Consider the following 25,357-nt stretch of genomic DNA (forward strand, 5'->3'; position numbering starts at 1 on the left):
CTGTTTTTGATATAAAAAAAGCCCTAAAACAGATGTTAAAGAGCTTTAATTTTACCTAACGTTTTACGTTAGTTTATAAGTTATGGGCGATAGACTTTCACATTTGTAAAGCCTGCACCTAATAAATAAAGTGCCTGTAATTTACTCATAACACCTTGGTCGCAATACAATAAATATTCTTTAGATTTATCTAAGTCACCAAATTGAGTCGACAGCTTGTAAAACGGCATGTGCATTATTTCTACACCATCTAACGCTAATGGGTTGTCATCTTCTTCTTCAGGGCTTCTAATATCAAGCACAATTGAGTTAGCGGGAATATTATCTAAGGTGTCAACGGCATGAATTTCTTCTTCGCTTTCTTTGCCGATATCGCGAATGTCGAAAATACGTGTTTCTTCAATAACTTTATCAAGGATTGAGAAATCAAAATTAGCTTCTTCAGCTTCAACTTTAGCTAATACCGCCTTGACCGTTGGCTTTTTAGAAATAACACCACAATATTCAGGAATGGTTTTAGCAAAATCTTCCGTACCAATTTTGCGTGCAATATCAATAATATCTTGTTTATCGTAAGCAATTAATGGTCGAAGAATTAACGTTTCGGTTACGCGATCAATTACATTCAAGTTCGTTAATGTTTGACTCGATACTTGTCCTACCGCTTCTCCCGTAATAAGCGCTTGAATGCCCATTTTATTGGCTATTTTCTCGGCGGCTCGCATCATCATGCGTTTAAGCACAACACCCATTAAGCCATTATCAATATTTTCCAATATTTCTTCGACAACAGGTTCAAAATCAACGGCGAAAAATTTAACACGATGTGATGCACCAAATTTGTTCCATAAATAGTAACTAACCTGTTTAACACCAACTTCGTGCGCCGCGCCACCTAAATTAAAGAAACAATAATGCGTACGTGCGCCTTTCTTTATCATTTGATAACTAGCAACACCTGAGTCAAAACCACCCGACATAAGTGACAATACATCTTCTTGCGTAGCAATTGGAAAGCCGCCCATACCTTTGTGGCGTTCGGTAACAATAAATAGATTTTCATTTTTAATTTCAAGGTGCACAGTAAAGTCAGGTTTCGACAATTTTACCCGTGCCGATTCAACCTGTTGATTTAAACCACCACCAACATATTGCTCAACTTTTATAGAGTTAAACTCGTGCTTACCGGTGCGTTTTACACGAACACAAAAGGTTTTATTTTCAATGTTTTGAGCATGTACAGCTGCAGTTTTTTCATAAATATCATGCAAATCAGTAAAGTCTGTCTGCTGAACTTCAAGAAACATTGGAATGCCAGGGATCGATTTTAGGGTATCGATTAATTTTAATCGATTTTCTGGACTATTATTAGCGGTGTTAACTTCAATGTTATCCCAGTTCATTCGCGTTGTAACTTGCTCATCAACACGACGTAAAACGTTTTTTACACTCGACTCTAAAATCTTAGTAAAACGCTTTCGCACCGGACGGCTTTTGATGGTAATTTCAGCCTGTAATTTAACAATAAATTTCATTAACAATAACACCCACACATAGAATGGCGCGCATTATATACTCGTTCGACTATAATTTGCAAAATTTCAGTACTAACAAAGCATGACAACTTCAGACTAAATAATAGTGAAGGAGCAATTATCTACCATAGTTTTTATAGAGACTTACAGGTAAATTCAGACATAAAAAAGGAGTACATCATTTGTACTCCTTGTTAAATTTAATAACTTAGCAGAACTAACCTAACTCATTATTTAATTGATATGGGATCAGTCTCTTTTGCCTTGCCTTGGTTAATGGCAATTTCTACCCGACGATTAAGTCGTCTATTTAACCGGTTGGTATTTGGCACTAAGGGGCGAGTATCCGCATGACCAACAACCAATAAGCGTGATTGGTCAAAGCCCGGTACTTTAATGATTTCATGAGCAATAGCTACCGCGCGCTTGCTTGATAAATCCCAATTAGAAGTAAATAATTCAGAACTTATGCCTTGGTTATCTGTATTGCCAGAGATCATTATCTCACCAGGTACCGTATTTAATAACAAACCAATTTCTCGCATAATCGGTTTAAACTGTGGCTGCAAAAATGCAGATCCTGAAGGGAATGAACCGTTTTCTCGTATGCGAATAATCACTTGCTGGCCTAAAGACTCGAGCTCAATAGCACCATCTTGTATTTGTTTTTCTAATTGTTCGGCTATTTTTTTCACAAGCTCATTCACTTCTTCTTGTGATGCTTGCTCTAACTCATCTTTCGCCTGTTGAATAGCTTCTAACGACATTGCGTCTGCCGTACTTTGTGATTGTCCGCCACGTTCAGCGCCACGTTGCTCTTGTCGACCACCAGCTTCTGTTTCATCACCCGCTTGAAACTCCAACATTTGTTGGGTCATTTCCATAGTTTGCTGTTGAATCACTTCAATGGGTGTTGGTTCAGGCTTACCTGGTCTAAATTCTTGGGCGATAATACTGGTGCCTTTAGGAATATCTTTCACTTCAATTTTATTTTGCACACCAAATGCGAATTTCATCGAGCCAGCAATTTGCTTAAACTTTAAAACGTCCATTTCAGAAAAAGATAAAAGCAACACGAAAAAGCACATCAGCAACGACATTAAGTCAGCGAATGTACCCATCCATGCTGGTAGTCCCGGAGGTGGACATTTACATTTATCGGCCATAATTAACTCCTGCTATTCTTCTGTGGTATCAACAGCACGCTTACCTTCAGCAAGGTAATTTTTCAGCAAACCTTCTATAACGCGTGGGTTTTGACCATCCTGAATACCTAAAACAGCATCAAGTACTAATTCTTGGTTCATTTTTTCTTCCGCTAAACGTAGCTTTAATTTAGCGGCAATGGGTATGGCGATAACGTTAGCTAAGAAGGCTCCATATAGCGTTGTTAAAAGAGCAACAGCCATCGCAGGCCCAATCGCTTTAGGGTCATCCATATTAGATAACATGGCAACCAGACCAATCAATGTACCTATCATCCCCATCGCAGGGGCAACATCGGCTAATGCCATCATCATGTTGGAGCCTGTTTCATGACGTTCAGTCGTTAAGTCGATATCTTTTTGCATCGTAGCACGCACCACATCAGCATCATGACCATCAACTAGCATGTCGACCCCTTTTTGCATAAACGCGTTAGATATTTCAGCTTCTTCTAATGCCAAAAAACCACCTTTGCGAGCTGCATCAGCCATTTCAACTGACTTTTCAATTAGCTCTTCAGGTTTTTCTAGCTTAAACATAAAGGATTTGCCGATGATTTTTCCAATACCGAAAAATTGGCCTAGATTATAATTGGACAACACAACAAATATTGAGCCACCAAATACAATGATCACTGACTGAGCATCTATAAACATGCCAATGTCACCAGCTAGTAACATCGCCATAACCAGTAACCCTATTGCACCGACTATGCCTATTAACGTTGCTAAATCCACAAATGCCTCCGATAAATTTTCTTAGATATACTGATACCAATTGGTATTACTTGTTCGATAATACCTGATGAATAGGTCTTACGCGAATACTTATAGTGTTAGTTATAGCTCTATTATCGCCCATATTGTCAATAACTTAAGAAGATAATATGAATATTAGCAATATTGTCTTAAATTCATCATTAATTGACCCAGCGCCCCAGCTAAGGTAAGTTTGCGCCTAGAGTTCATATCACGCTAACAAAAGTCCATGGTCAGAAAAAAAATAGAAAACTTAAGCTTCGAAGAATCATTGGTTGAATTAGAAGTAATTGTGCAAAATTTAGAACAAGGCGATCTGAATCTTGAAGATTCTATGGCCTTATTTGAGCGTGGTTTGCATTTGAGCCAACACAATCAAGAAAAGCTCAAAGGTGCTGAACAGCAAATTAATATTTTACTCGAAAAAAACGGCCAAGCAACATTAGAAAAATTTAATACTAACGAGACTGATAGCATTGACTAAACTTGCCTTTATTGACGATGTGCAAACACGCATTAATGATTATCTAACTAAAAAGCTCGACAGTTTAGTCATTAACGATGAGAAGCTTTTAGACGCTATGCGTTACGGCTTGCTTATTGGTGGCAAGCGTATGAGGCCTTATTTAGCATATATCACAGGTGCGACTTTAGATGCAGAACAAAGTGATATTGATGGTGTTGCCGCGGCAATAGAATGTATTCATGCTTATTCACTCTTACATGACGACTTACCCGCGATGGATGACGATGATTTGCGCCGTGGGCAATTAACTTGTCATAAAGCCTTTGATGAAGCTACCGCTATTCTCGCTGGAGATAGTTTGCAAACATTAGCTTTTGATATTATCGCCAATCATGATTTTTCTGAAATTGTGAATAAAAAACGCATAAACTTATTGCGTTACTTGGTAGCCGCTTCAGGTTATCAAGGCATGTGCGGAGGCCAAGCATTAGACTTAGCCGCAACAGATAAAGCCATTTCATTAGCAGAATTAGAAAATTTGCATTCATTAAAAACAGGTGCTTTACTTGAAGCTTCAGTAAAAATGGCGGCAGAATGCAGTAATAATGCCACAGCACAAGATAAAGCACAGCTAGCACATTATGCTAAGCTTGTTGGCTTAGCATACCAAGTACGTGATGATATAATCGATATTACATCAACGGAAGAAGAGCTGGGTAAACCAGCCGGCTCTGATCTTGCTGCCAATAAAAGTACCTACCCTGCATTACTGGGTTTACATGGTGCACAAGAAAAAGCAGAAAACTTATATCAACAAGCACTTCAAGCTTTAGACACTTTGCCCTACAATACACAAAGCTTGTCCGACTTTGCGACTTTCATTGTTAGCCGCAAAAATTAATTTTTAAATTTAATAGAATAATATGACTATAAACCTAGCTGAATATCCTTTACTGGCCAACATTGATTGTCCAGATGATTTGCGCAAATTAAATAAAAATCAATTAACAAAAACCAGCGAAGAGTTAAGGCGTTATCTTTTAAATTCTGTTAGTAAAAGTAGCGGACATTTTGCTTCAGGTTTGGGCACAATTGAATTAACGGTCGCTTTACATTATGTGTACAACACCCCCTTTGATCATTTACTTTGGGATGTTGGCCATCAAGCATATCCTCATAAAATATTAACTGGCCGTCGTGACCAATTACATACCATTCGACAAAAAGATGGTTTGCACCCTTTTCCTTGGCGTGAAGAAAGTGAGTACGACGTACTTAGCGTAGGTCACTCAAGCACGTCAATATCGGCCGCATTAGGTTTAGCTGTTGCAGCTGAACAAGAAGCTAAAAACCGTAAAGTCGTTGCCGTTATTGGTGATGGTGCTATGACAGCAGGTATGGCATTTGAAGCCTTAAACCATGCCGGCGACATCAACAAAGATATGCTAGTTATTTTAAACGATAACGAAATGTCGATTTCAGAAAATGTTGGAGCGTTAAATAATCATTTAGCAAAAATGCTTTCCGGAAGTATTTATACTGGGATCCGCGAAGGTAGTAAGCGCATACTTAACAATATTCCACCGATCAAAGAATTAGCGAGCCGAGCTGAAGAACATTTAAAAGGCATGGTTGTGCCAAGCACTTTCTTTGAAGAACTTGGTTTTAACTATATTGGCCCAATTGATGGTCATGACGTTAATGGTTTAGTCGATACCATCACCAATATGCGTAACCTTAAAGGCCCGCAATTACTTCATATTGCCACCACAAAAGGTAAAGGTTACCAACAAGCCGAGCAAGACCCTATTAAGTACCACGCGGTACCAAAATTTGATCACACTGAAACTAGCTTACCTAAGAGTGCGCCAAGTTTACCCACCTATTCAGCAATTTTTGGTGATTGGTTATGTAAGGTCGCAGAGCAAGACTCAAAACTTGCCGCTATTACGCCAGCCATGCGAGAAGGCTCAGGCATGGTGCAATTTAGCCAACGTTTTCCTAAACAATACTATGATGTTGCGATTGCTGAGCAACATGCAGTTACTTTTGCAGCCGGCTTAGCTATTGGTGGACAAAAACCTGTTGTCGCTATTTATTCAAGCTTTTTACAGCGTGGTTATGATCAATTTATTCATGACGTCGCCATTCAAAATTTACCGGTGTTATTTGCTATTGATAGAGCGGGTATTGTCGGTGCTGATGGCGCGACTCACCAAGGTGCTTTCGACCTAAGTTTTATGCGCTGTATTCCTAACATCACCATCATGACGCCATCTGATGAACGTGAATGCCAACTCATGCTAAATACAGGCTATAAGTTAAACGCGCCTGCAGCCGTACGTTACCCTCGTGGCAGTGGTAATGGAGCAGAGCTACCTAGCATTGATGAAACCATTGAGTTGGGTAAAGCTAATGTTATTCGTTCATTAGAAAACAACAGCGTTAACGAAAAAATCGCGATACTTAATTTTGGTACAACGTTAGCAGAGGCAACCATTACAGCTGAAACACTTAATACCACCTTGGTGGATATGCGCTTTGTTAAGCCGTTAGATCAAACGCTAATTCAATCACTATGTGAAAGCCATGACTACATTGTAACCATAGAAGATAACGCTATAGCAGGCGGTGCAGGCTCAGGGGTTAATGAGTATATTCTTAGTCAAGGTATGGCGAAAAAAATTCTCAACATTGGTTTACCAGACAACTTTATTAAACACGGTACACAAGCAGAAATCCATCAGGAATTGGGTTTAGATGCCACTGGCATAATTGATAAAATAAGTAAGTTTATTAATTTATAAGTAGCATACACTTGCTAAAACACAGCCACTTTCCATTGAATATGGCTGTGTTTTTTCTATAAAATACAGTGTTGATGTCGAATACTCAAGAATACTCAAGTCGCTATTTACCTCAATACTACATTGCTTCATTCACACTACTTTTCACAATTCTATTCACAATAGTCATCTGAAAAAAAACATTAAGATGACCATCCCACTGGCTCATTTAGCACCATCACTTAATCAACTGAAAACATCGATATAATAAACATTGTGTCTAAGAATATTAGTGCTTAAATAGTATAAGATTTAAAGACAATTGGAAGAAGCTAGACACAAAAAAAGCGATTTGAATATTATCAAACCGCTTTAAATATTTTCAGCCATGTAGGTCTATTAAGCCATGAAATACTGAACGTATTTCATGGTAAAAAACCGTTAATCAGCAATGTATTCTACTACTTCTAGACCAAAGCCTGAAAGTGAGTGATATTTTGTTTGCGAGCTTAACAGGCGCATTTTACTCACACCTAAATTTGCTAAAATTTGTGAGCCAACACCTACATTGCGTGAGCCAACATGACGTTTCACTTCTTTCACAGTTTCACCCGCGTCAAGCTTGGCGTACTTTTGTACTTGGGCGATTAACTCTAGCGGCGTTTCGTGCTTACCTAATAAGACCAGTACGCCACCTTCTTTACCAATTTTTTCTAAAGCGTCAGCCATTGGCCATTTAGCAACACTTTCACGTTGGCTAAAGAGTAAGTCTCTAAAGGTATTTTCTAAGTGCACACGCACTAACGTTGGCTCTTCAGGCTTAATTTCACCTTTGGTTAAGGCAAAATGTGCTTGGCCGTCAATAGTGTCTTTAAATACCGTTAAATCAAAATCACCAAAGGCGGTTGGTAATTTACATTGAGAAACACGCTCAATAGTTGTTTCGTTGGCATTACGGTATTCAATTAAGTCAGCAATGGTGCCCATTTTTATGCCATGTTTTTCGGCAATAATTTCTAAATCAGGACGACGCGCCATGGTGCCGTCTTCATTTAAAATTTCAACAATAACCGCAGCGGCTTCAAGACCCGCTAAACGAGCTAAATCTACACTAGCTTCCGTATGACCAGCACGATTTAAAACACCGCCATCTTTAGCAATAAGAGGAAAAATATGACCCGGCTGTACAATAGAATTGTGATTAGCATTTTTGCCAACAGCAGCTAAAACAGTTGTAGCACGATCCGCAGCAGAAATACCGGTTGTTACACCTTCAGCAGCTTCAATAGAAACAGTAAAGTTAGTGGTAAACTGCGCATCATTTTTATCAACCATTAACGGAAGCTTTAAAAGTTCGCAACGCTCTGCTGACATTGGCATACAAATAAGACCACGACCATGGGTTGCCATAAAGTTAATCGCTTCTGGTGTAACTTTTTCTGCCGCCATAATGAAGTCACCTTCATTTTCGCGATCTTCATCATCCATTAAGATGACCATTTTACCATGAGCTATATCGTCGATAATCTCTTGTGGCGTGTGTAAATTCATGACAACCTCTTTATTTAATAAAACCATTACGCGCTAATAACGCATGTGTAACACCTGATGCTTTTGGCTCATCAGCTGTTTGCTTGGTAAGTAATCTTTCAATGTAGCGAGCAATTAAATCTACTTCTAGATTCACTTTAGTGCCCACTTGGTATTTGCTAATAATTGTTTGGTCTGTGGTATGCGGTACAATCGTTAAACGAAATTTATCATCACTTAAGCTGTTTACCGTCAAGCTTGTTCCATCGATCGTTATTGAGCCTTTTTCAGCAATATAGGGTGATAGTTCCTCTGGCATTGTTAGCCAATAGTCTATGCTATTACCTTTATGTTCAATGGCACTAATTTCACTCACTGCATCAACGTGGCCTGATACCATATGGCCACCAAATCGCGTGGTAGGTAACATCGCTTTTTCAAGATTAACACTATCACCAATTTTATAATGCGCTAAACCCGTTCGTGTTAAAGTCTCACTAGAAACATCGGCACTAAAGCTAGTGTTATCTAAAGCGACCACAGTTAAGCAAATACCATTAGTGGCGATAGAATCACCCAACTTTACATCTGATAAATCTAATGCCGCCGTATTAATGCTAACTCGTGCGCCACCAGCTGAACTATTAATAGCGCTTAATTGCCCTACGGCTTCTATGATCCCTGTAAACATATATTATATCTCGTTGTCTTTATAACTGATGATTTACATTTAAATTTCATACTGATTTATCAGTAAACTGTGCCGTTATTCTGATATCTTTACCTACCAGAGTAACATCGTTAATATTGAGGTTTTTAGCATCTGATAACTGCAATAAAGCAGGCATGTTAACTAAACTTTTACCGTCACTGCCAATAAGTTTTGGCGCTTGATAAAGTATCAGTTCATTAACTAAGTCTTTACTCATAAACGCGCCTGCTAACTTGGCACCAGACTCAATTAAGACGTCATTCAAACCTTGTTGAGCCAGATAAGATAATAACTGTTTGAGATCGATATACTCGCTATCTTTAGCCTGAGAAATGGCGACTTGTTCTACAAAATGCGGCCATGTTTGGCTATTTTCAATAGAAGATCTAATTAATAATATTTTACCGCTGGTTTTGAACATAGCGAGATCGGGTGTTAGACGATTCTTACCATCAATAATAATTCGAACCGGCTGTCTAACGTCTGCCTCTGCATAACTGTCTTTTAATTCACCTAGAGAATTCCAACGCACTGTCATTTGGGCATCATCACAAATAACAGAGTCTGCACCACAAATAATGCCACAACTTTGGGCTCTTAATCGTTGCACGTCTTCGCGAGCCTCAGGTGAAGTTATCCACTTACTTTCACCACTGGCCATTGCCGTTTTTCCATCTAAGCTTGCTGCTAATTTACAGCGAACATAGGGGAGCTTAGTCGTCATCAATGTAATAAAGCCTAGGTTTAATGCCCTAGCATCTTGCTCTAATAAACCAAATTTTGTGGTGATACCTGCGCTTTTCAGCCGTTCAAGACCACGACCTGATACTCTAGGGTCAGGATCAACCATAGCAGCAATAACATGGCCCACTTGCGCCTTAATTAATGCTTCTGCGCAAGGCGGTGTTAACCCAAAATGGCTACAAGGCTCTAACGTAACATATGCTGTAGCACCTTTAGCTTTCGCACCTGCTTGTTTTAAGGCATGAACTTCCGCGTGCCCTTGCCCTGCTTTTTGATGAAACCCTTCGCCAATCACTTCGCCATTAAGCACAATAACACAGCCAACACGCGGGTTAGGCGATGTTGTATAGTGCCCACGCTTTGCCAAATGGATAGCGCGTTGCATAAATTGATGATCTTGTAACGAAAAAGTTTTCATTTTTGACTCAAGGTTAAATCATTTTAATGTGTTTTATTTCAATATCGCTGGTTAGTCGTCGTCACCTAAGCGTGCAATTTCTTCACCAAACTCTTTAATATCCTCAAACGAGCGATAAACAGAAGCAAAGCGAATATAAGCGACTTTATCTAAACTCTTAAGCTGCTCCATTATGATTGTACCGAGCATTTCACTTGACACTTCACGCTCACCGGTTGCTCGCAGTTGCGATTTCAGTTTATTAATCGACAACTCCATTTGTTCAGTGCTAACCGGTCTTTTTTCTAATGCGCGTAATAAGCCATTTCGCATTTTATCTTCGTTAAAAGGTTCGCGAGAGCCATCACGTTTAATAATGCGTGGCATCACTAATTCAGCGCTTTCAAAAGTGGTATATCTTTCATGACAGGCTAAACATTCACGACGGCGACGGACTTGATGACCGTCTGAGACTAATCGAGAGTCAATAACTTTAGTATCGTTGGCTGAACAAAAGGGGCAATACATTGATAAATTCCGTTGTTAACAAGTCATGAGCATTTTAATGTCAGTATTTTAATTGAAAACAGTTCATTAAGCGAAATAACTTAGCATTATTCGCACTATAACCTAGCAAATAAAAATCAGTCAAAAAAAATGGCCACTAATGTGGCCATTCTAAGTTATTTATTTACGTTTTATAACGTAATTAACCGCTAATTTTTAAACTAACGCTAATTACTTATAAACAGGAAAACGAGCACAAAGTTCACTAACACCAGCTTGAACTTTAGCAATAACATCTTCGTTGTTGATATCATCTAAAATATCGCAGATCCAACCTGTGGTAGTTTTTGTTTCTTCAACACCAAAACCACGACGCGTAATAGCCGGTGTGCCTAAACGTAGTCCTGACGTTACAAATGGTGAACGTGGATCGTTTGGTACAGAGTTTTTATTCACCGTGATATGTGCACGACCTAACGCGGCATCAGCATCTTTACCCGTGATATCTTTATCTATTAAATCAAGCAATAGTAAATGGTTATCAGTACCGTTAGATACAACTTTGTATCCGCGTTCTTGTAAAACCGCTACCATCGCTTTAGCGTTATCTAAAACGTTTTGTTGATAAACTTTAAACTCAGGTGCTAATGCTTCTTTAAATGCCACGGCTTTCGCAGCAATAATGTGCATTAATGGTCCGCCTTGACCACCTGGGAATACGGCGCTGTTTAGTTTTTTATAAATCGCTTCATCATTACAACCAGAAACAATTAAACCACCGCGAGGGCCTGCTAAAGTTTTGTGTGTTGTCGTTGTTACCACATGAGCATGTGGAACTGGGTTTGGATATAAACCAGCAGCGACTAAACCGGCAACGTGCGCCATGTCTACGAAAAAGTAAGCATCAACTTTATCAGCAATTTCACGCATACGTGCCCAGTCAACTACACCAGAAAACGCTGAAAAGCCACCAATGATCATTTCTGGTTTATGCTCTAATGCTAAACGCTCTAATTCAACATAATCAATATCGCCAGTTTCAGGGTGTAAACCATATTGAATAGCTTCGTAAGACTTTCCTGAAAAGTTAACATGAGAACCATGAGTTAAGTGACCACCATGAGCCAAGCTCATACCTAATACTTTACCACCTGGAGAAACTAACGCTTGAAAGACAGCTGAGTTTGCTTGAGATCCAGCATGTGGTTGCACGTTTGCATAAGTAGCACCAAATAGCTCTTTTGCACGATCAATAGCAAGTTGCTCTGCAATATCAACATACTCACAACCACCATAATAACGTTTACCAGGGTAACCTTCGGCATATTTATTGGTTAGCTGTGAACCTTGAGCTTCAAGTACACGTGGACTACAGTAGTTTTCTGAAGCGATGAGTTCAATGTGCTCTTCTTGACGAACAACTTCCTTGCTCATTGCTTGATAAAGTTCTGGATCAAAGTCTGCAATATTCATATCACGTGTAAACATGTTTTATCCTCAAATAGTTTGCCATTGGCAATACAGGGGTGTGGGCGTTAGTTCAAAATTAATTGCGGCATATTTTGCCTGAAATTAAGGTGCTTGTACACGCAAAAACTGCGTGCTGTTAGTTCATTTTGCAATCAAATATACTCTGAAGTGAGCCATAAAAACTTTTACCACTCACTTCAGTAAATAATATCTACAACATACTGCCTAATAAATAACAAAATAACAAATTTTAAACAACATACAAGAGTTAAATTCAAATTAAATTCATCAAGAATAGAAAATACAGGCTTTTATTCAGTATCATGTTCAGATAAGGAAGAGGTTAACTTATCTAATTCCATTTTACGTTTGCGGTGAAATAAATGCGTAATTCCCCACATAACGCCGACAGATACATTCATTATAATTAAGCCAAACCAGATTGATTTATCGTTTTGTTTTGCCATTTCAATTACATACCAACTGCCCGCAGGGATTAAAAACCAGCATGAAAATTTGGTTAATCTAATGTAATTAATTGATGATTCAATCCCTTTTATGGCATTTTTAATTGCTAAATCTGGACTTGCAGAGATTTGCTTCCAAGCTTTTAAACGAATCTTTATTTCATAATAAACAAAGACAACAGAACCAATCGTGGCAAAAGTAAGATAGGAGATAGTTGCTTTGTCTTGCGAGTTATTCATCCATAAAACAATCACCACCACAATAAAGGTCATGGTAGCTAAAATATTTATAGCTAATAAAAATTTAGCCCAAAATGTGCGATTTCTTGTTTGAGTTAATAATGCTTGAACATCAACTTTTTGATACGGCTGACTTTGCCAGTCTTGACGAAGCTCTGCCCAGGTATCATCGGATAATTCAGCTGAGCTATCCGCTTGAGTTTCTTGCTCAGTATTTAGCAACGCTGAAGTTGCCTGACTATTTATTGGGTTTTCATTCTCGCCAGCCAGTTTAATTTTATCGCTTTCTTTGCTCATACTGCCTCCAACAATTGCATTAATTTAGCTTTTGCTCTTTGTAATCTAACACCCACAAGCGTCGTGGTAATGGCGAGCACGTCAGCAATATCTTGATAACTCATGCCTTCAAGCGCTAGGGTGATCACTTGTTGGTGCTCAAGTGTCAACAATCGAATAGCTTGAGCAAGCCGTTGTTGCCTTTGACTTTGAGCTAACGATTGATAAGGGGTAAGTTGTGGGCAAACAGACATATTCAGCGCCACGCTTTCATGACTTAATTCATCAGTATCTACAGCATTAGAAGTCTGCTCTGTTTTTACTGTTTTGACCGCTTTTGCCACATGGGTTGCTAAAACATTATGGGCAATTCGGGCGATAAAAGTTTTCACTGCTGAATCGGCGCGAAAACTTGGTAAAGCTCGCCATATATTTAAGGCTATCTCTTGAAAGAGCTCTTCTTGAATTGCTGGGGTCGCTTCAAAGCCGTTAATAATATGACGCAAGAGTTTCTCGTGTTCAGAAATCCAGTTTATAAATATCTCTTGATTGCTCAATGAATAACCCTGTTTATGTTTAGCCGTTTGAACACAGTCTTGTTTTGTGATGTCTAATTTTACTGGGTTACTCATTTTATACAACATGAACGCTTCGTTACTAACTCAGTGACATTACTACTTTTTCAGAAGTTAACCTTTTTGCTAAAATTAACACCAACCCCACGGTTAACGCTATTGTTGCAACACTGGTGAATAACAATGCACTCCAGTCAATCGGTAAGCCTTTAAATACGTCCTCCATAAGTAATGACTGACCAGAAATAGGCATCCATTCAACCCAGGCAGGTTTATCGTCCATCATCATCAGAGCAAAAGGAATAAAACTAGGAGCCATTATCAACATAGTTACCGTTGACTGTGCTTCTTTAAAACTCTTGGCTTGAAAAGCAAATAATAACTGCAGTGAAGCTGCGAGAAAACAAATAGGAACCAATAACATCAGTAAAATTACGAAGGTACTCGCGTCAATACTGAACGTTGCCCCTATTTTAGTCAGATCAACAAAATTCATCGCAACGGAGGTAAGCACCAGCATTAATATAATAGAGATAATTGAAATTGAGCTTGCACAACTTAACTTAGCTAGTACTATTTTTAGCGTACTCACTGGCTGGCACAATAACATTTCCAATACATTACGCTCGCGTTCGCCTGCACTTGAGTCAATAGCAACAGGCAAGCCCGACATAAATGCCGCCATCATTAAATATACACCTAAAATTAAGGTGATCATCATCGCATTACTGCTGGGAAGGGCCGTGTCTTGTTCAAGTAGCTTAATTGGCTGTAATAGCTTGGTATCAATACCACGAACTAATAGACGCTTGTAACCAATAGCCAACGAGTGTTGGCTAATCACATCTTTAATTCGGCGAATAGGCGTAGAAAGTGACTTCTCGTTGTAGTCGGCTCGCAAAGTTAGTTCGATAGGTTTACCAGCGGCCATATCGGCAGCAAACGAGTCTGGAATAGTGAGCTCAATATTACGTTCATTCCAGTTACGCTCTTCATCAGCGGGTACATCAGCAAACGATAAAATATTCTCGTCTATCATTGCCTTAATTAATTTCGGTGCGTACTGTTCACCACTGTATTTCACATAGACAGCGGGGTTATCAACCGCCTCTTTAATCGCCACATTTAACATCACCATGATCATGACTGGCATAAGTAATGCCATGCTCATCGCAACCATTAATGCACGCCTGTCTCGAAAGGCCTCTTTAAATTCTTTCACCATTAAGGCTTTTAATTGCATCATGCTGCTACTCCTTCATCCGAGCCAATTAATTTAACGAAAGCCTCTTCGAGAAGGCTTTCTCCTGCTAAATCACATAACTCTTGCGGTGTACCTTGCGCTGCTAGTTTGCCGTTAGAGACAATAATCACGCGATCACATAACGCCGCAACTTCTTGCATTACATGTGAGGAGAATAAAATACAGTGACCTTTTTCTTTGAATTTAGCTAAATGGTTACGCAATATGCGTGTACTCATAACATCTAAGCCGCGAGTGGGTTCGTCGAGTACAAAGTTTTTCGGTTGATGCACTAAAGCCTGAGCTAATGTCACTTTCATCCGCTGTCCTTGAGAAAACCCTACTGTTTTACGATGTGCTAATTCTGTCATTTCTAAATCTGCTAATATTTGTTCAATAGCGGCATGCTTATTCGCGCCTTTCATACCGTGAATACTGGCAAAGTAGTCAATTTGCTCATAAGCAGTTAGGCGTTCGTATAAACCAAATTTGTCTGGAAAAATACCTAACAGTTTTCGCGCCTTTATCGGCTCTTCTGTTACTTTTATGCCATCAATAGTTGCATAACCTTCATCAGCGCGAAGTAAGCCATAAAGCGTTCGCAGACAAGTGGTTTTTCCTGCGCCATTAGGGCCTAAAATACCGGTAATTTCACCGTCTTTAGCGGTAAAAGACAATCCGTCTAGGGCTTTAACGGTATTTTTCTTACTCACAAAACTTTTATGTAAGTTATTAACTTCAATCATGATTTACTCCTTTGCGGTTGTTGGCATAGCGTGCGGCTTTACTTCTGGGAATGCACCGCCATTTAAACCCACCATAAATGATTCATCAGGAATTTCTTCTAAACATGACTCATCAAGTTCCTTTGGTGTTTGCTGTGTTAAAAATTCATTTACAATTTGAATACCACACACGGTAGAAGCAACTATGTGTGCATTATTTTTAGAAATAATGTGATGACTATTGGGTAAGTTTTCATGCGACTTCTCACCATTACTCGCAGGGGTCACAGGGTCTAGCTCGCCTGACATAATAAGAGTTGGAATATCGGCATCAACCGTTTGATAAAAGTCATCGCTGGGCTGATATTTAGGCCAAACAGAACAAACTTTGGCGACCATTTCTAAACTCATACCTTGAGCAAAATCATTATCAGCATCTGTGGCTTTCATGTTAGTTGATATTTTTGGAAAATCTTCATTGCATACGATATTAAAATGCAAACCAACATAGACCCCCATTCCACCTTCACTTTGCGCAATTAACCCCGCCAGTGGTTTATAGTTTCCGATGTAGGCTTGGTGAATTAACAGCGGCACTAATCCTCGAGTTTCCATAGAGTACAATTGCATTTGTAAGCTCGAAATAAATTTATCATTATTGATATTAAAAACCGTATTCGTTCCCAACCTTGGGTGCGCAATTTCAACACTTACCGGTGCTTTAGATAATTTGTCTGTAATAGCATTAAATTCTGTTAACAATGCCGGATATTCTGCTGCACAGCTGGGTTCATTTTGGCAGTTATCGATTAACTTTTTAAAAGATTGTTCAGCACTTTTGCCAAATAAGCCAATAGGTACTTCTATTGGACCAACGCTATCGAGTACCACACTTTTTAACGATTCTGGAAACATGCGCATATAAACTAAGCCTGCACGTGTTCCGTATGAGCCACCATAAATGTGTACCTGTTTATGCCCTAACGCCGCTCGAACAGCGTCAAAATCCCGGATAGCATTTTCTGAGTTGTATTGGCTTAAGTCTCCATTAAGTTTTTCTAAGCATTGTTCTATATCAGCAACTGAAAAGTCTTCCGGTAAACTAGTGTATGGGTTAACTTCTAACGAATCTTCACATTGCAAAGGATTAGATTTCCCTGTGCCACGCTGATCAATCAAAATTAAATCGCGTGTTTTTCTAATTTCATTAAAACCACGATATATATGTGCAGAAAGTTCAGCGGCGGCTTGGCCGGGTCCGCCAGCAAGAAACATTAATGGTAGCTTGTCCTGACTCTTATCAATCGCAGGTAAAACAACAAAGTTGATGTTTAATGTAGTGCCTTCGGGTTTAGCATAATTTTCAAGGGTGGTATACGAGCCACATTGCACTTGTTGTCTAATACCTTTTACATGACAACTTTTCAATAACAGCTGTGGCTTTTCAATTTCTACAGCAAAACCACTGTTTGATAATGCCAATAGCAGACTCACACTAAACAAAGCTTTCCAATTTATCTTCATTTTGACTTCCTTTTAAAATATTGACTACTTAGTCTCAGTAACGGTGACTTTATTACACTTTTTTTAAAATTAAATTTTATACACTACATTTTTTATTTATTTATGAATAACCTAGCTTCAAATACCATCGGATTGAAATTTATTTCCAGCCACTTAAGCATCACCATAATATATGCAGCTTTAATTATCCTGGTGTCATAAGTGATTAAATTTAAAGTAAGCACATTGGATGTTGCAAGGGATATAGCCATTTATCTAGGTACCTTAACCTTTACACTTTTGATTCACAGCAGGACTCGTGATAAATAATCAGTTAATGCGTTAAAAAAGCGCAATTACACGAAATAAAATAATTAATTATTCACATACTCTTAAAATAACGATAAAGTCTATTACAGGAATTAACCGCCAAGTAAGAGGATGACTGATGGAATTAAATCAGTGGGTAGATGAACTATTTGAAGTGTTTGATGAAGACAAGGATGGGGTTATCAATAGAAGTGAATTTGTCGAATTGATTGACTGCTTGTTACAGGATAAAGGTATTCGCATGTGTGAAACCATATTCAATCGCTTTGATAAAAATCATGATAACTCGATTTCGAAAGATGAGTTACGTGAAATGGTTATCGACCTAGCATTGTAACTCTTATTTGCGCTTATACTTTACTCGCTTTTTATAAGCGCAAATTTTAATTAAAAGAGCATATAAAATAATAGTCAAATAAATTTATTTATTTGTGCCTTTTGTTTAGATAAAAAATTATCTGTCATACCTTTAGTTTTGAACTTGTGTAAATAAGTTCGATATTAACCTGCGTTTTACATCACATTTTTTTTGTTATTGCGATACTTTCTGTTCCCCCTTCGTTAAAAATCCCCCTTAGTTATTCATTTTATTAGCATAATATAAATTAAATTGTTATCAAAAGAGCCAAAGGTCAGACCACTAGTAATATGCGTTGTGGTTTGCTATGATGCTCAGCGTACACATGTACACTGAAATAGGATTATATAACGTGCAAACTCAAGAATATGGTTTAGCAGAAGAAATTATTAATGCAGTAAGTCATGGGCTAGCTGCACTACTTAGTGTTGCTGGCTTAACACTTTTAGTTACTTTAGCTTGGATACAAGCTGACATAGTAAAAGTTGTCAGCTTTAGTATTTATGGTGTCAGTTTGGTGTTACTTTTTAGCGCCTCTACGCTATATCATGCGTTATTGCATGAAAAGGCAAAAAGTATATTTAAACTGCTCGATCATTGCGCTATTTACTTATTAATTGCCGGCACATATACCCCACTAATGTTAGTTACATTAGCCGACGATATTGGCCCATCAGTATTAGCCATTATTTGGACTTTAGCCATATTGGGCATAGTTTTTAAGATTAAATTTGGTAATAAATATAAAAAGCTCTCGCTTTCAACTTATTTAGGGCTTGGCTTAATTTCACTAACGTTTATCGGTAAACTAAATGATAAACTCGCACCAGAAGGTATGTTTTTACTCGCCTTAGGTGGAATTATTTATGGGCTAGGAACTATTTTTTATGTGAGAAAAAACTCAAAGTTTAGCCACGCAATTTGGCACTTTTTTGTGTTTTCAGCCGCTGTTTGTCACTTTTTTATGATATTTTTCTACGTACTTTAATAGCAGGTATTATAAATTTAAAACCTTAAATTCAGCTCTTAAGTAATGTTGTGACTCATTGATAACAAATGACGTTCAAATAATAACAATGTGTTAGCAAAACTCTTTTGACCTAAGCCCAAGCGAAAATAATTACCTGTTAAACCAAACAATTCGCTTGGCAACAAAAGCACACCACTTTGTTGAGTAAAATTAGAACACCAACGTTTCATTTCGGCAATATTCTTAACTTCAACTAACGTTAATATTCCTGCTTTGGGTGGTTGCCAACTTAGCTTGTCTGAATGTCTCGTCATAAAAGCCGTAAACAACTTAATATTATCGAGTATAATTTTGTTGTTAATAGCCAAAATTTCACGGTGACTTTTCAGTGCTAAACAAGCCAACTTTTCATCGACTTTAGAGCAACAAATAGCATTTACCGCTTTAATCGCAATTAGGCTATCTAGTAGTTCATTATTCGATGTGATTGCCCAACCAATACGAATACCGGCTAAACCTAAACTTTTCGACATAACCCCAACTACAATGCTATTTTGATAATCTAAATACCGATGCGCTAAAGCTAGACCATGATAATTACTCGCTTGAGAAACATCATCACTTAATAAGTAACATTGGTATTGTTGCGCTAATTGCAGTATTTGATCGGCCAGTTCAGTCGTTATAATACTGCCCGTTGGGTTGTGTGGAGAATTAACCACGATGAGTTTAGTTTTATCGTTCACCACATGTTTGAAGTCGTTAATATTAACTTGCCAATTATTATCAGCACAAAGCGGTATTTCTCGAACCACAACCCCCATCGACTTTGCCATATCAACCAAAGAAGGGTAACTAGGCGTCATAACTACCAATTCATCTCCTGCATTTAACACGCTATGATAAATAGCTGACAATACTTCCTGTGCACCACAAAATGTTATAGCACTCTCTGCTTTAATGACTTTACGATGGCAGTTTAATTCTTGATGAAAATCAACTATTTCTTGTCGTAATGCGACATCACCTTGCACAGGTGCATATTGGAGAAGAGTATCACCTATACTGGTCTCTAGCCCTTTTTGTGTAACCAAATCACTGGCACTCAACTGACATAGCTGTGCGAGTGTCAGTGCCTGAGCGGTCGAATCACTTAAATTATATTTAATATAACCCGCTAGGCTCTGACTAAAAGCAATATGCTTGGGCAATGTGTATGTCGGCATATTTAACTAATTATACTTAAAACGTAGATAAGCGTGATTATCATAATGCTCGCCAAACACTGAGATGGCAATTACTTACGTTAAAGTTACGCGCAGAGTCTGTAATAACACGTGTTAAGTCAGTGACCAATATTTGTTCAAAATCGTCGCTGAGCTGGTTAGTTAAAGCATCAATACCTGATACGTTTTCGCCATTGATTTTAATTCCACTCAACCATTTAGACTTTTCTGTTGTCTGTAATTGATAATTATAATCTGAAATAATGATCAGTAAACCTAAAGGGTTAAGACGACTTTTAGCATTCTCCAGCAAGCGTTTAGGATCATAACTTTGCTCTAACGCATGCTGAATCAAAACAACATCATAGTGATTAAATTTATTTTTTAAATTACATCCATCGGCTTGATTAAAAAGTACGCGTTCACTACAAGCACCCTTGACTTTATCAGCCAAAAACACTTCATTAAACTGACAAATATCACCTTCAATAGTATCGGTATAACGCACACTACCGCCCGATTGTAATTGCACACCATATTGTATTGTTCTTGCAGAAAAATCCACGGCATCAATATGTTGAAAATGCTGACTAAGCTCAAATGCCACTCGGCCTACACTACAACCTAGGTTCAGCAAACGTTTAGGTGCAATACTTTCAGTAGCTATTGCACTAACCACTTGTTTCGCTATTTGTTGCCCGTAGTTGTCAAAACCAAGTTTTTTGTCACCAAAATAACATTCAAGTTGCTGGCAAATATCTTTACTTGTTTCATATTTATTAACACTTAATTGCTCACTTTGGGGCTGTTTACTGGCTATATATCTGAAACCTGCATGTTGATAAAAATGTCGTCTAAATGCATAGCGCGATGAAGCTAATGTTTCATTGCCAGTAGATATCCAAGACCCCCTTTTATTAAATTATGCTTACCATCAAAGGTTGGTGTTGAAAAGTCGTCATATAATGGGTGGACTTTGAAGCCAGAAAAACCATCTATTGCTGAATCGGTCCATTGCCAAACATTACCTACCACATCAAAAAAGTTACCGTTTTGATGTTGGTTAACCGGACAAGAAGAAGCATAGTAAGCTAAATTGATATTGCCAGGCACTTTAGGCCATTGATGCTGATCGCCCTGCACTTGCTCGCGCAAACAATACCATTGTGACTCAGTAGGTAAGCGGATAAAGTCATCACTGTATTTTTGTCGCCACTGGCAAAATGCTTTTGCTTCTAAACAGTTAACCTCTACCGGCCAATCTAATGGTAATGGCATTTCGCTCGTTAAATTACGTTGAGTGTATATGCCATTACTACATTGCCAAAACCTTGGCATAGTTGCCTGAGTGAAGGCTAACCATGCTTGCCCTTCTTCGCACCAAAACTCTTTCGATAAATAACCATCGGCATTAACAAACTCCATGTATTCATGATTCGACACTAAAAACTTAGCCGCACTAAACTCTTCAACGTCAACCAATTGATGGCCATACTCATTATCCCAACCGTAGGTATTGTCTTCGTGCTTTTTACCCAGAGATAAGCTTTGAGGTTTGACAGGTATTAATTCATTTTCCGGTGCAGCTGATGACTGCAAACATGGTTGCCATTGTGTTGTCGTTGTTAACCATTTCAAGGGCAGCATGCGCATGATCACAGAAGATGTTTCAAGATGAATACGCTCATGTTCACAACCCATTAAAATAATCCACGCTAAAGAATCTTGGGTAATAGGTAAGCTTAACTCCATGGTGTCAATCAAGTTTAAAACGAGGTTATAGACTTTTTTGCGATAATCTCTTACTTCATTAACACTTGGCCAGTCGTAATGTTCACTGTTGAGGTCATCCCAGCTCATTTCATCAACACCAACGGCACAAATAGCTTCTATATGGTTATTCACTCGCTGTTGAATGAACTTGCCTAATATCAATTTATTAATATAAAAAGTAGCGGTATGCCCATAATAAAACACCAACGGATGCCTTAACGACTCAGGTCTTAAAAGATAAGCATCGTCATTATTAATTAAGGAAAACAATGACTCGTAAGTCGACCACGTATTTTTAAAATATGCAGCTAACTCTACGCGTTTTTCCGTTATTGAATTGCCATCAAGTGTTGGCGTATTTAATTGATTTATCATGTAATATTCACTAAATTTTATAATAGTTTGATGTAGTATTTAAATCAGATACTTTACGTAACGATACTAGGCGTTTGAAACTGTATTAAATAATGCCGTTGCAATAACTGCCCTGCCGTATATCCGGTTGTATTTTCAATATTAAAACTTGTCGCGCTTAGCACTTTGTCTATGCTTCGACTAAACCAATCATTATTTTCAAATAATGAAATGGCGCCAAGGTTACTTGCCGTGTCATGTAATGAGCTCGGTAGTTGACCATAATCTTTATTTTGTTGTGAAATGCTCATGTTTACATCATCGAGTGCATCAATCACATTTAATAAAGCAAACACTACATTTAAGTAAGGATTGTAATGTTCGCTTGATGCACCTAACCTGTGTTCTATACGAGCTGTTTTATGCCAATTTCTCTGACTCAAAATGACATTATTTTTATCATCATATAATAATGGTTCAACACCCATTTCCTGATTGTGTTTACCAATATCACGATAAAGCGCGATGCTACCTTGATGCCCACCAGAAATATCAACCGGTGAACAAAGCTCTTCTGCCAAGCCATATTTTGATTTAAGCACTAAGCGTTCAAAAGCCTCCTCTTCCGGCAAGTAAATTAAACTATTCGCTAAGCTTGTATGTAAAAAACATTGCTGTAAACATTCACCAAAATTACCTGACACGAGTAAGTTATTTCCGAGTAAATCTTGCACGCTAACATTTATTTGAATTGCATTGGGTATATGCACTGAGCGATTATCGCCACTAAAAATATTTTTGCATCCCAATGCTAATTTGCCTTGATCACCAGCCCAAACCACAGGTTTTATGAGTGTTTTGCTAATACCCTGTTCAGCAAATATTTTCGGTAAAAAATATATAGCACGATGCAGGTTTTGAGCTTCTTTTAATGGGCTTTGACCATTAAAAAGTGAAACATACTCCCATTGGTTACTCCAGAATTCGGCAACTACCTCACCATCAATACCTAGCGATAATAGTTCTTTATTCACTCGTTTATAATCAACAGTTTTATTCGCTGGCTTTTGATAACACCCTTCTAATTCAAAATGAATTAACGCACGAAATCCTCGCTGGTTAATATATTCCTGCAAACTTAAAATGATGGCTTCAGCAAGCCTATGTAAACTATTCATAATGGACAAATGTCTAAACTTTGATATTACGTATATCCTGAAAAATTAATCTTCTCGTGATTTTTAGAGTAAAATTGAAAGATAAATTTTATTAATAAAAGGTTATACGTAACAAGGATGATTTTGGATTAAAAAACATTAACTTGATTTTTACCTAAGTGTTTTGCTTGATAAAGTGCTTTATCTGCGTTGATATATAATTGATTTACATCTTTGCATTGAAGTGAAACTTCGGCGATACCGATACTTACTGTTACCTGATCTGAATGATCTTCAACCATAGTAGATGCTGCTGTTAGGGCTAAGAATCGTTGTGCAATTTTAGTGCTGTCAACAATATTAGTTCTGGGTAAAATACATAAAAATTCTTCACCGCCTATACGCCCGAAGATATCATCTTGACGAAAAACATCTCGCCCCACTTGAGCAACTTTTTTTATAACGTTATCTCCAATGGGGTGACCATAACTGTCATTTATTTTTTTAAAATCGTCAATATCGATCAGCACTATGGTCAATGCTATTTTGTCAGGACAACCGCCTTCTAGTGCTTTTTGTAGATATTCAAAAATGTATCGTCGATTAAACAGCCCCGTTAAAGGATCTTTTATAGACAGTAGATGCATTTTTTTATTCGTTCTATATTGTGCCACCATAATGACGATAACAATGAATATAACTGAAATAATAAAAATATTGAAATATACCTGAAGCACATTATCATTCTGCCGTTTTTCTATTTCCAGCATCTGCACTTGTGAGCGTTTTTCTGCCAAGTTTTGAGCTATTTTATGACGATCAACCTCCATTCTTGCTCTAACTTGTAATAACCTATCTGATGAGTTTTTTATCAATAAGTCAGTATTTTCGAGATGATATTTTTTGAGGATACTATAACTAATATCGTATTGTCCTCGCGCATAAGCTAATTCACTTGATATTTTGATCACTTCAAGCTGCCAAGTTGTACCTATTAACTCAGGAATATTGGCAAAAATATTAGCTGCATTAAATAGCGCTTCTTCTGCTGCTTCAAGTTGCCCTAATGCGATCAAGCAACTTGCTTTACGCTTATACAGTTCTGCATTGTAATCAAGAATACCTTCAAGTTTCAGCGCTGTATTTATTACCTTAATCGCTTCAAGGCAATCACCTTTTTCTGCTAAAGTCATACCAAGACCATATTCAGCAAAAAAATTAATATTAGCATTAGGAGTGTAAATAATTTGTTGTTGATACTTTTTAAAATACTCAATCGCTAGATCGTATTTTTTCCAATAACGATAAGTAGATGCTAAACCATATACGGCCACAGCAATATGAGCAGGATATTGTAAATTTTGAAAGGCTTCGTAAGACCTTTGATAATACTCAATTGATTTTTCATAATCATTTAAATAGCCATAAATAGCACCATAAGTGTCATTTATTGTGGCAATTAAAAACTGATCTTTGAGGGCAAAGGCTTCAACGTAAGCTTCTTGAATATCGACTAGTGATGTGTCAAACAGCTCGGTCAAGGTTTTGGTATAGGCAAGCTCTTGTTTTGTATATATATACAAACTACTTAACTTGGCTTCCTTTGCCTGCATTAAACCTTTGGTTAGCACCTCTTTAGATAATTTGTAATTACCTTGCCTACGATGAATAAGCCCTTGGTATAAACTTAAACGCGCCGTTATTGCTAAGGGGGTTTTAACTGAAATGAGTCCATTAGCTTGAGCAACTGTTAGAATAAAATCATCGTAAAAGTAAATTAAGTTTTCTGTTTGAGCTTTACGTAATAGCCACCACAGATAAGTGAGTTCGTCGTAAGACTGAGCTGCTGATTCTAAACCGATAATTTTTTGATAGGATTGCCATGGTTTAAGGTAGACATCGTGATCCATGTCTCGAAAGTTGATAGCCTCATTAGCTTTCGATGCGACAGCAAAGCTTAACAGTATTATGATTAAACTTGCATAGGCAATTTGCAAAGCTTTGTTCATAGCGGGTCCATGGTGAGAATATATACGCTTGTTATTAAAC

The 25,357-nt window shown here is 37.9% G+C and carries 23 protein-coding genes; 5 read left to right on the top strand and 18 right to left on the bottom strand.

Translation table 11 applies throughout. The features are described from left to right. Nucleotides 1-80: 80 nt before the first annotated feature. The 3 genes from thiI to pomA all read right to left on the bottom strand — a co-directional run bounded on the left by thiI (nt 81) and on the right by pomA (nt 3,478). The gene (thiI, locus tag DBO93_RS15670; protein WP_108457180.1) at nt 81-1,535 is read right to left on the bottom strand and encodes a tRNA uracil 4-sulfurtransferase ThiI; all 1,455 of its coding nucleotides are present in this window, start codon (nt 1,533-1,535) and stop codon (nt 81-83) included. A gap of 230 nt (nt 1,536-1,765) precedes the next feature. Then, nucleotides 1,766-2,701 carry a flagellar motor protein MotB gene (locus DBO93_RS15675; RefSeq protein WP_108457181.1) on the bottom strand — a complete coding sequence of 312 codons (936 nt, stop codon included), beginning with the start codon at nt 2,699-2,701 and terminating at the stop codon, nt 1,766-1,768. Between the two features lie 12 nt (nt 2,702-2,713). Next, nucleotides 2,714-3,478 (bottom strand): flagellar motor protein PomA, encoded by a 765-nt coding sequence (gene pomA / locus DBO93_RS15680; protein ID WP_108457182.1) that lies wholly within the window; start codon nt 3,476-3,478, stop codon nt 2,714-2,716. A gap of 250 nt (nt 3,479-3,728) precedes the next feature. On the opposite strand from pomA, the gene xseB reads away from it, so the two are divergent. Genes xseB through dxs form a run of 3 tightly spaced genes read left to right on the top strand, consistent with a single transcriptional unit; the run spans nt 3,729 to nt 6,772 of the window. Then, the gene (xseB, locus tag DBO93_RS15685) at nt 3,729-3,983 is read left to right on the top strand and encodes an exodeoxyribonuclease VII small subunit (RefSeq protein WP_108457183.1); all 255 of its coding nucleotides are present in this window, start codon (nt 3,729-3,731) and stop codon (nt 3,981-3,983) included. Further along, nucleotides 3,976-4,866 carry a (2E,6E)-farnesyl diphosphate synthase gene (gene ispA, locus DBO93_RS15690; protein ID WP_108457184.1) on the top strand — a complete coding sequence of 297 codons (891 nt, stop codon included), beginning with the start codon at nt 3,976-3,978 and terminating at the stop codon, nt 4,864-4,866. The genes xseB and ispA overlap by 8 nt, the downstream gene beginning before the upstream one ends. Nucleotides 4,867-4,888: 22 nt before the next feature. Then, nucleotides 4,889-6,772 (top strand): 1-deoxy-D-xylulose-5-phosphate synthase, encoded by a 1,884-nt coding sequence (gene dxs, locus DBO93_RS15695; RefSeq protein ID WP_108457185.1) that lies wholly within the window; start codon nt 4,889-4,891, stop codon nt 6,770-6,772. A gap of 420 nt (nt 6,773-7,192) precedes the next feature. On the opposite strand, the gene ribBA is transcribed toward dxs, so the two are convergent. The 10 genes from ribBA to DBO93_RS15745 all read right to left on the bottom strand — a co-directional run bounded on the left by ribBA (nt 7,193) and on the right by DBO93_RS15745 (nt 17,161). Beyond that, entirely contained in the window at nt 7,193-8,302 is a 1,110-nt protein-coding gene (gene ribBA / locus DBO93_RS15700) for a bifunctional 3,4-dihydroxy-2-butanone-4-phosphate synthase/GTP cyclohydrolase II (RefSeq protein ID WP_108457883.1), read from the bottom strand. A gap of 10 nt (nt 8,303-8,312) precedes the next feature. Then, nucleotides 8,313-8,972, bottom strand: a complete 660-nt coding sequence (locus tag DBO93_RS15705) for a riboflavin synthase (RefSeq protein WP_108457186.1) — start codon at nt 8,970-8,972, stop codon at nt 8,313-8,315. Nucleotides 8,973-9,018: 46 nt separating this feature from the next. Beyond that, nucleotides 9,019-10,155: a bifunctional diaminohydroxyphosphoribosylaminopyrimidine deaminase/5-amino-6-(5-phosphoribosylamino)uracil reductase RibD gene (gene ribD / locus DBO93_RS15710; RefSeq protein ID WP_239059017.1), complete on the bottom strand. Its 1,137-nt coding sequence runs from the start codon at nt 10,153-10,155 to the stop codon at nt 9,019-9,021. Nucleotides 10,156-10,206: 51 nt separating this feature from the next. Beyond that, on the bottom strand, nt 10,207-10,662 hold the full coding sequence (nrdR, locus tag DBO93_RS15715; protein WP_108457187.1) for a transcriptional regulator NrdR: 456 nt from the start codon (nt 10,660-10,662) through the stop codon (nt 10,207-10,209). A 210-nt stretch (nt 10,663-10,872) separates the two neighbouring features. Next, nucleotides 10,873-12,129, bottom strand: coding sequence for a serine hydroxymethyltransferase (gene glyA / locus DBO93_RS15720; RefSeq protein WP_108457188.1), 1,257 nt, complete (start codon nt 12,127-12,129; stop codon nt 10,873-10,875). A gap of 293 nt (nt 12,130-12,422) precedes the next feature. Further along, nucleotides 12,423-13,115 (bottom strand): hypothetical protein, encoded by a 693-nt coding sequence (locus tag DBO93_RS15725; protein WP_108457189.1) that lies wholly within the window; start codon nt 13,113-13,115, stop codon nt 12,423-12,425. Further along, nucleotides 13,112-13,738 (bottom strand): RNA polymerase sigma factor, encoded by a 627-nt coding sequence (locus DBO93_RS15730; RefSeq protein WP_239059018.1) that lies wholly within the window; start codon nt 13,736-13,738, stop codon nt 13,112-13,114. Before DBO93_RS15730 ends, DBO93_RS15725 begins: the two co-directional genes overlap by 4 nt. 13 nt (nt 13,739-13,751) lie before the next feature. Then, on the bottom strand, nt 13,752-14,915 hold the full coding sequence (locus tag DBO93_RS15735; RefSeq protein WP_108457190.1) for an ABC transporter permease: 1,164 nt from the start codon (nt 14,913-14,915) through the stop codon (nt 13,752-13,754). Then, entirely contained in the window at nt 14,912-15,658 is a 747-nt protein-coding gene (locus DBO93_RS15740) for an ATP-binding cassette domain-containing protein (RefSeq protein WP_108457191.1), read from the bottom strand. Before DBO93_RS15740 ends, DBO93_RS15735 begins: the two co-directional genes overlap by 4 nt. A gap of 3 nt (nt 15,659-15,661) precedes the next feature. After that, a complete protein-coding gene (locus DBO93_RS15745) occupies nt 15,662-17,161 on the bottom strand; it encodes an alpha/beta fold hydrolase (protein WP_108457192.1) in 1,500 nt (499 codons plus the stop codon). 427 nt (nt 17,162-17,588) lie between these two features. Here DBO93_RS15745 and DBO93_RS15750 point away from each other — a divergent pair, with 427 nt between their 5' ends. Both DBO93_RS15750 and DBO93_RS15755 read left to right on the top strand, forming a co-directional pair. Beyond that, nucleotides 17,589-17,807, top strand: a complete 219-nt coding sequence (locus DBO93_RS15750; protein WP_077286225.1) for an EF-hand domain-containing protein — start codon at nt 17,589-17,591, stop codon at nt 17,805-17,807. Nucleotides 17,808-18,180: 373 nt separating this feature from the next. Next, nucleotides 18,181-18,816, top strand: coding sequence for a hemolysin III family protein (locus DBO93_RS15755; RefSeq protein WP_239059019.1), 636 nt, complete (start codon nt 18,181-18,183; stop codon nt 18,814-18,816). 38 nt (nt 18,817-18,854) lie between these two features. Here DBO93_RS15755 and DBO93_RS15760 read toward each other — a convergent pair whose 3' ends face one another. The 5 genes from DBO93_RS15760 to DBO93_RS15775 all read right to left on the bottom strand — a co-directional run bounded on the left by DBO93_RS15760 (nt 18,855) and on the right by DBO93_RS15775 (nt 25,317). Continuing rightward, the gene (locus tag DBO93_RS15760; RefSeq protein ID WP_108457194.1) at nt 18,855-20,024 is read right to left on the bottom strand and encodes a pyridoxal phosphate-dependent aminotransferase; all 1,170 of its coding nucleotides are present in this window, start codon (nt 20,022-20,024) and stop codon (nt 18,855-18,857) included. Nucleotides 20,025-20,064: 40 nt separating this feature from the next. Beyond that, nucleotides 20,065-20,925 (bottom strand): putative 4-mercaptohistidine N1-methyltransferase, encoded by an 861-nt coding sequence (locus DBO93_RS19205; protein WP_343215953.1) that lies wholly within the window; start codon nt 20,923-20,925, stop codon nt 20,065-20,067. Further along, on the bottom strand, nt 20,901-22,172 hold the full coding sequence (gene ovoA, locus DBO93_RS19210; RefSeq protein WP_343215933.1) for a 5-histidylcysteine sulfoxide synthase: 1,272 nt from the start codon (nt 22,170-22,172) through the stop codon (nt 20,901-20,903). Before ovoA ends, DBO93_RS19205 begins: the two co-directional genes overlap by 25 nt. A gap of 53 nt (nt 22,173-22,225) precedes the next feature. Then, a complete protein-coding gene (locus DBO93_RS15770; protein ID WP_108457195.1) occupies nt 22,226-23,329 on the bottom strand; it encodes a hypothetical protein in 1,104 nt (367 codons plus the stop codon). Between the two features lie 128 nt (nt 23,330-23,457). Further along, nucleotides 23,458-25,317: a diguanylate cyclase gene (locus DBO93_RS15775; RefSeq protein ID WP_108457196.1), complete on the bottom strand. Its 1,860-nt coding sequence runs from the start codon at nt 25,315-25,317 to the stop codon at nt 23,458-23,460. Nucleotides 25,318-25,357: the final 40 nt, after the last annotated feature.

The organism is Colwellia sp. Arc7-D (assembly GCF_003061515.1).
GTDB lineage: Bacteria > Pseudomonadota > Gammaproteobacteria > Enterobacterales > Alteromonadaceae > Cognaticolwellia.

Bases quoted from the DNA above. Each gene is read 5' to 3' on its own strand.
- DBO93_RS15675 (WP_108457181.1), bottom strand. From the start codon at position 2,701: ATGGCCGATAAATGTAAATGTCCACCTCCGGGACTACCAGCATGGATG.
- DBO93_RS15735 (WP_108457190.1), bottom strand. From the start codon at position 14,915: ATGATGCAATTAAAAGCCTTAATGGTGAAAGAATTTAAAGAGGCCTTT.
- DBO93_RS15770 (WP_108457195.1), bottom strand. From the start codon at position 23,329: ATGAATAGTTTACATAGGCTTGCTGAAGCCATCATTTTAAGTTTGCAG.
- ribD (WP_239059017.1), bottom strand. From the start codon at position 10,155: ATGAAAACTTTTTCGTTACAAGATCATCAATTTATGCAACGCGCTATC.
- DBO93_RS15725 (WP_108457189.1), bottom strand. From the start codon at position 13,115: ATGAGCAAAGAAAGCGATAAAATTAAACTGGCTGGCGAGAATGAAAAC.
- thiI (WP_108457180.1), bottom strand. From the start codon at position 1,535: ATGAAATTTATTGTTAAATTACAGGCTGAAATTACCATCAAAAGCCGT.
- DBO93_RS15745 (WP_108457192.1), bottom strand. From the start codon at position 17,161: ATGAAGATAAATTGGAAAGCTTTGTTTAGTGTGAGTCTGCTATTGGCA.
- nrdR (WP_108457187.1), bottom strand. From the start codon at position 10,662: ATGTATTGCCCCTTTTGTTCAGCCAACGATACTAAAGTTATTGACTCT.
- glyA (WP_108457188.1), bottom strand. From the start codon at position 12,129: ATGTTTACACGTGATATGAATATTGCAGACTTTGATCCAGAACTTTAT.
- DBO93_RS15740 (WP_108457191.1), bottom strand. From the start codon at position 15,658: ATGATTGAAGTTAATAACTTACATAAAAGTTTTGTGAGTAAGAAAAAT.
- DBO93_RS15705 (WP_108457186.1), bottom strand. From the start codon at position 8,972: ATGTTTACAGGGATCATAGAAGCCGTAGGGCAATTAAGCGCTATTAAT.
- dxs (WP_108457185.1), top strand. From the start codon at position 4,889: ATGACTATAAACCTAGCTGAATATCCTTTACTGGCCAACATTGATTGT.
- xseB (WP_108457183.1), top strand. From the start codon at position 3,729: ATGGTCAGAAAAAAAATAGAAAACTTAAGCTTCGAAGAATCATTGGTT.
- DBO93_RS15760 (WP_108457194.1), bottom strand. From the start codon at position 20,024: ATGCCGACATACACATTGCCCAAGCATATTGCTTTTAGTCAGAGCCTA.
- DBO93_RS15750 (WP_077286225.1), top strand. From the start codon at position 17,589: ATGGAATTAAATCAGTGGGTAGATGAACTATTTGAAGTGTTTGATGAA.
- DBO93_RS15775 (WP_108457196.1), bottom strand. From the start codon at position 25,317: ATGAACAAAGCTTTGCAAATTGCCTATGCAAGTTTAATCATAATACTG.
- DBO93_RS15730 (WP_239059018.1), bottom strand. From the start codon at position 13,738: ATGTTGTATAAAATGAGTAACCCAGTAAAATTAGACATCACAAAACAA.
- ribBA (WP_108457883.1), bottom strand. From the start codon at position 8,302: ATGAATTTACACACGCCACAAGAGATTATCGACGATATAGCTCATGGT.
- ovoA (WP_343215933.1), bottom strand. From the start codon at position 22,172: ATGATAAATCAATTAAATACGCCAACACTTGATGGCAATTCAATAACG.